The sequence below is a fragment of the Reyranella sp. genome, from assembly GCF_050185545.1.
Taxonomy (GTDB): Bacteria; Pseudomonadota; Alphaproteobacteria; order Reyranellales; family Reyranellaceae; genus Reyranella.
In genome coordinates, this window is the sequence record NZ_JBFWZI010000050.1 from 1 (window position 1) to 5,652 (window position 5,652).

Annotated in this window: 4 protein-coding genes and 1 pseudogene; 2 read left to right on the forward strand and 3 right to left on the reverse strand. The window is 67.1% G+C overall.

From position 1 onward, the window contains the following. The 3 genes and pseudogenes from AB7O82_RS15870 to AB7O82_RS15880 form a co-directional block, all read right to left on the reverse strand. Positions 1–172: pseudogene (locus AB7O82_RS15870) on the reverse strand (long-chain fatty acid--CoA ligase); the annotation flags it as partial. A 181-nt stretch (positions 173–353) separates the two neighbouring features. After that, the gene (lon, locus tag AB7O82_RS15875; protein WP_428540697.1) at positions 354–2,711 is read right to left on the reverse strand and encodes an endopeptidase La; all 2,358 of its coding nucleotides are present in this window, start codon (positions 2,709–2,711) and stop codon (positions 354–356) included. Beyond that, positions 2,708–3,175: an Hsp20/alpha crystallin family protein gene (locus tag AB7O82_RS15880; RefSeq protein ID WP_428540694.1), complete on the reverse strand. Its 468-nt coding sequence runs from the start codon at positions 3,173–3,175 to the stop codon at positions 2,708–2,710. The genes lon and AB7O82_RS15880 overlap by 4 nt, the downstream gene beginning before the upstream one ends. 28 nt (positions 3,176–3,203) lie before the next feature. On the opposite strand from AB7O82_RS15880, the gene AB7O82_RS15885 reads away from it, so the two are divergent. Together AB7O82_RS15885 and AB7O82_RS15890 are read left to right on the forward strand one after the other, a co-directional pair. Further along, positions 3,204–4,193, forward strand: coding sequence for an LLM class flavin-dependent oxidoreductase (locus tag AB7O82_RS15885; protein ID WP_428540691.1), 990 nt, complete (start codon positions 3,204–3,206; stop codon positions 4,191–4,193). A 275-nt stretch (positions 4,194–4,468) separates the two neighbouring features. Further along, positions 4,469–5,652, forward strand: a 1,184-nt coding sequence (locus AB7O82_RS15890) for an amino acid ABC transporter substrate-binding protein (protein WP_428619756.1), incomplete at its 3' end; no start/stop codon positions are given.

A 5,652-nucleotide genomic window follows, 5' to 3' on the forward strand; every position in this document is an offset into this window, starting at 1 on the left:
AGAGCGCGTCGAGCTCACCGAAGGTGATGGCCTTGTCCATGCAGACATAGGCCTTGCGGTCACGGAACTTCTGGAAGCTCTCCTCGAGCAGCGAGACGATGGTCGGATAGACCGACGGATCGATGTCAGCCGGCACCCCCGGCGGGTAGCTCTTGAGCCAGAAACGATCCATGGTGTGTTCCCCCATCACTTGCCTCTCCCGTCTTACGGGGGAGGTGGCCCGCAGGGCCGAAGGGGGAAGGCCTCAGTCGAGATTCCTCTGATTCCGACGTCGGAACTTCATGAACCTCGCGTGAGGCTTTCCCCCTCCGCCCCCGTTCGGGGGCACCTCCCCCGATTACGGAGGAGGAATTCTACGGTGCCGCCTGCAGCCCCTGCGCTACCGCGTCCTCGACCTTCTGCAGCCAGATGAACTCGAGGCTGTTGCGCACCTCTTCCGGGATGTCGTCGAAGTCGCGGCGGTTGCGGGCCGGCAGCATCACGCGGGTGATGCCGGCGGCGGCGGCGGCCACGACCTTCTCCTTGATGCCGCCGACCGGCAGCACGAGGCCGCGCAGGCTGATCTCGCCGGTCATCGCCGTGTCGTTGCGCACGGTCCGCCCGGTCAGCAGCGAGGCGAGCGCCATGTACATCGCCACGCCCGCGCTCGGGCCGTCCTTTGGCGTCGCGCCCGCTGGCACGTGGACATGGATGTCGGTCTTCTCGAACGAGCCGGCCTCGATGCCGAGCGCCGACGTCTGGCTCTTGATCAGGCTGAGCGCGGCCTGGGCGCTCTCGCGCATCACCTCGCCCAGCTGGCCGGTCAGCAGCAGGCGGCCACTGCCGGGCGAGCGCGTCGCCTCGATGAACAGGATGTCGCCGCCGACCGGCGTCCAGGCGAGGCCGGTGGCCACGCCGGGCACGCTCGACCGCATGGCGATCTCGTTCTCGAAGCGTATCGGCCCCAGCACCCGCTCGAGGTCGGCGACGCCGATATGCTTCTTTTCCGTCGCTCCTTCGGCGAACTCGACGGCGACGCTGCGAAAGGTGCGCCCGATCTCGCGCTCGAGGCTGCGCACGCCGGCCTCGCGCGTGTAGCCGTCGATGATGCCGCGCAGCGCGGCGTCATCGATGTCGACCTGGTCGGCCGTCAGGCCGTTGGCCTCGAGCTGGCGGCGCACCAGATAGCGCCGTGCGATCTCGAGCTTCTCGCCCGCGGTGTAACCCGACAGGGCTACGATCTCCATGCGATCGCGCAGCGGCCCGGGGACGGTCTCGAGCATGTTGGCGGTGCAGATGAACACGACCCGGCTGAGGTCGAACGGCACGTCGAGATAGTTGTCGCGAAACGTGCCGTTCTGCTCGGGATCGAGCACCTCCAGCATCGCCGCGGCGGGATCGCCGTGGATGCCGGTGCCCATCTTGTCGATCTCGTCGAGCATCATCACGCAGTCGCGCGCGCCGGCCTTGCGGATCGCCTGGATGATGGTGCCCGGCAGGGCGCCGATGTAGGTCCGGCGATGGCCGCGGATCTCGGCCTCGTCGTGCACGCCGCCCAGGCTGACGCGCGAGAACTTGCGCCCCATGGCGCGCGCGATCGACTGGCCGAGCGACGTCTTGCCGACACCGGGCGGCCCGACGAAGCACAGGATCGGCGCCTTGCCCTCGGGCGCCAGCTTGCGCACGGCGAGGTACTCGACGATGCGCTTCTTGATCTTCTCCAGGCCGTAATGGTCGGCATCGAGGATGCGGCGCGCCTCGGCGATGTCGATGTCCTTGTGCTCCGGCAGCGCCCACGGCAGCTCGAGCAGCGTGTCGAGGTAGGTGCGGATCATGCCGTACTCGGCCGCAGCCTCCGGCGTGCGCTGCAGGCGGCGCAGCTCCTTGCGCGAGGCCGCCTCGACCTCGGCCGGCATTTTCGCCTCGACGATCGACTTCTCGAGGTTGGCGAGCTCCGCCTTGTTGGAGCTGTCCTCGCCCAGCTCGCGCTGGATGGCGGCCATCTGCTCGCGCAGCAGGACCTCGCGCTGGCGGGAGTCGAGCGACTGCTTGGTGCGCGCGCCGATCTCGGCCGACAGGCGCAGGACCTCGAGCCGGCGACCGATCAGCGCCATGACCTTGTCCATCCGCGGTATCAGGTCGACGGTGGCGAGGATCTCCATCTTCTCGGCCGGCGAGGCGTCGAGATAGGTCACCGCCAGATCGGCCAGCAGGCCGGGCGACGTCGTCGCCTCGATGGTCTGGCGCAGCTCCGGCGGCACGCGTGGCAGCAGGTCGAGGGTTTCGCGAATCTGATCCTGCAGCAGGACGAGGCGCGCCTCGATCTCGGGCCCGGTGGTCGTAGGCTCCGGAATGTGGAACCCGCGGGCCAGCAGGAAGGGATACCCCGTGACGAATTCCGAGATGTTGAAGCGTTGCACGCCCTGGCAAATCAGGTGATGGCCGCCTTCCGGGCTGGTCACGTAACGGCCGATATTGGCCACCGTGCCGATGCGATAGAGGTCGTCGGCCCCGGGGTCTTCCTTCTCGGGATCGCGCTGCAGGACGAGCAGGATCTGGCGCTGCTCGCGCACGGCCTGCTGGGCGGCGGCGATCGAGGCCGGCCGGCCGAGCGTGATCGGCAGCACGATCTCCGGAAACAGCACCATGTTGCGGACCGGGACGATGATCAGGGCGTCGGCCGGCAGTGGCTTCACCGTCTGGTCAGCGGTCGAGACGTCGGGCGGGCTCATGGCTGCACCTTCGTCGCTTGGGGAAGCGGCGCCTTGACCAGTTGGATTACCACGCAGCCGTTCGACACCCCGGTGCGCGGTTGCTCGTAGCGCCCGGGCGGTATGGGGACACGGCGCTCGAAGCGGCCCTGCGGCAACTCCATGCGGTGGATCGTGGCCGTTCGCAGCTCCTGGGGCAGCACGCGCTCGCCCGAGATCGTCAGCACGCCGCCCTGCAGGCCGAGCCTGATCTGATTGGGGTCGACGCCCGGCAGGGCGACAAGGATCAGCACCATGCTGTCGGTTTCGAGGACATCGGCGGGTGGCTCCCAGCCGATACCGCGCTGCGAGGCCTGCGGCGCATTGAAGACGGTGCGGTGCAGGCGCTCGGCGCGCGCCAGCATCTGCAGCGCGTCGGCCCACATCCATTTCCTGGGGTCATCAGTCATGTCCGCCAATATAGGGAAGTTTTTGCGCTTGCCCATGTCCGGTGCAGGCGTCCAGCATGCCGTCATGCAGTTCGGACTATTCGGCGGTGCGCGCACCAAGCCCTCGACCGGCCTCGAGGACAGCCAGGGCTACGAAAGCTTCATCGACTATGTCGTCGAAGCCGACCGCCTGGGCTTCCGCCACCTGTTCATGGTCGAGCACCATTTCACCGGCCAGGGACAGGTCTCCTCCTCGATGACCGTGCTGGCCTATCTCGCGGCCAGGACCCGCAACATCCGCCTCGGCACCGCCGTGGTGGTGCTGCCCTGGCACAACCCGGTGCTGGTCGCCGAGCAGGTCGCGACGCTCGACCTGCTGACCGGCGGGCGCGTCGATCTCGGCGTCGGCAAGGGCTATCGCAAGGCCGAATTCAGCGGCTTCTGCATCCCGATGGACGAGGCGACCGAGCGCTTCGACGAGGCCATGGAGGTGATCCGCAAGGCGTGGACCAGCGAGGGCCGGTTCAGCCATCACGGCAAGCGCTGGAATTACGAGAACATCGTCGTCGAGCCGATGCCGCTGCAGCGGCCGCATCCGCCGCTGTGGCTCGCCGCCGGCAGCCTCGACAGCGTGCGGCGAGCGGCGCGCGAGGGCTACAACCTGCTGCTCGACCAGCTCGCCCAGACCGACCAGATCATTCGCCGTATCGCCCTGTTCCGCGAGGAATGCGAGCGGGTCGGTCGGCCCTACTCGTCCGACATGGTGGCGACGGCGCGGGCGCTGCAGATGATCCACAGCGAGAGCGAGCGGGAGGCGGCCTACCAGACGCGCCGGCGCACGCTCAGCGTCATCGGCGATCTGGCGCGCGACAAGCTGCCCGACCGAGTCGAGGACGATACCGCGCCGCTGCTCGGTACGCCTGACGAGGTGATCGCCCGCGTCCGCGAGCTCGAGGCGGGCGGCGCGACCAATCTGCTGCTGGTCGACCCCAACGCCTCGGTTGCCAACCTTCGCGCCTTTGCCCGCGAGGTCATGCCGGCCTTCCGGGCCAACCCGGCCGTCGCCGCCGATTGAGCGGCGTCGCCGGATATCTTCCAGCGAAGCAATTCTCGAAACCCTCCTCCGCAATCGGGGGAGGCGCTCCCGCAGGGGGCGGAGGGGGAAAGCCGCAGTCGAGGCCCCTCCGATTCTGACGTCGGCATCCGAAGCATCTCGACTGCAGCCCTCCCCCTCCGCCCCGCATGACGGGCACCTCCCACGGGGGAGGAATTCGCAACGCCGGTTCCATCAAATCGCAAAGCGCTTTAGGATCAAATAACTCAATTCACAAAGGACAGGGAGGAAGGTCCATGAACATCAAGCGTCGTACTCTTGGCAAGCTTGCGGCCGCTGGCGCCGCGACCGGCTTCGCCGGCAGCGCCAGCGCGCAGGGCAAACCGCTCACCATCGGCTTCGGCATGGCTTTGACCGGCGGCCTCGCCCCCAACGGCAAGGCGGCGCTTCTCGCCATGCAAATCTGGGAAGAGGAAATCAACGCCAAGGGCGGTCTGCTCGGTCGGCCGGTCAAGCTCGTCTACTACGATGACCAGTCCAATCCTTCGCAGGTGCCTGGCCTCTACACGAAGCTGATGGACGTCGACAAGGTCGACGTCGTGATCAGCGGATACGCCACCAACATGATTGCGCCGGCCATGCCGGTCGTGATGCAGAAGGATCGTACCTTCTTCGGCCTGTTCGGCCTGGCGGTGAACTCCGAGTTCAAGTACCCGCGCTATTTCTCGGTCCAGCCGGCGGGCGGACCGAGGCCAAAGGAAGCGTTCGCCGACGGGTTCTTCGAAGTGGCGATGGCACAGAATCCCAAGCCCATGACCCTGGCCATGACCGGCGCTGACGCGGAGTTCCCGCGCAACGCGATGGAGGGCGTGCGCAACATCGCCAAGAAGCACAACCTCAAGATCGTTTACGACAAGACCTATCCGCCCGCGACCGCCGACTACACGCCGCTTGTCCGCGCCATCGCGGCGACCAATCCCGACATCTTCTTCGCGTCCTCTTATCCCCCCGATTCCGTGGGCATCATCCGGGCGTCGAGCGAGATCGGATTCAAGCCCAAGATCTATGGTGGCGGCATGGTCGGCCTGCAGGCGACCGCCATCAAGACCCAGCTTGGCCCCCTCCTGAATGGCATCGTGGTCTACGATTTCTGGCTTCCCTGGGCAGGATTCGCGACCGACGCCGCGCGCGAGTTCCTGAAGAAGTACCAAGCCAAGTCGGCAGCGGCCGGTGTCGATCTCCTGGGGTACTATCTGCCCCCCTTCGGCTACGCCATCATGCAGGTGGTCGAGCAGACCGTGGTCGGCGCGGGCGGGACCAACGATGCCAAGATGGCCGAGTTCGCCCGCAAGAACACGTACAAGACGATCGTCGGCGACATCCGCTTCAACGCGGAGGGCGAATGGGCCGAGCCGCAGGTCCTCGCTGTCCAGTTCCAGGGCGTCAGCGGCAATTCGGTCGACCAGTTCCGCGATCCCAA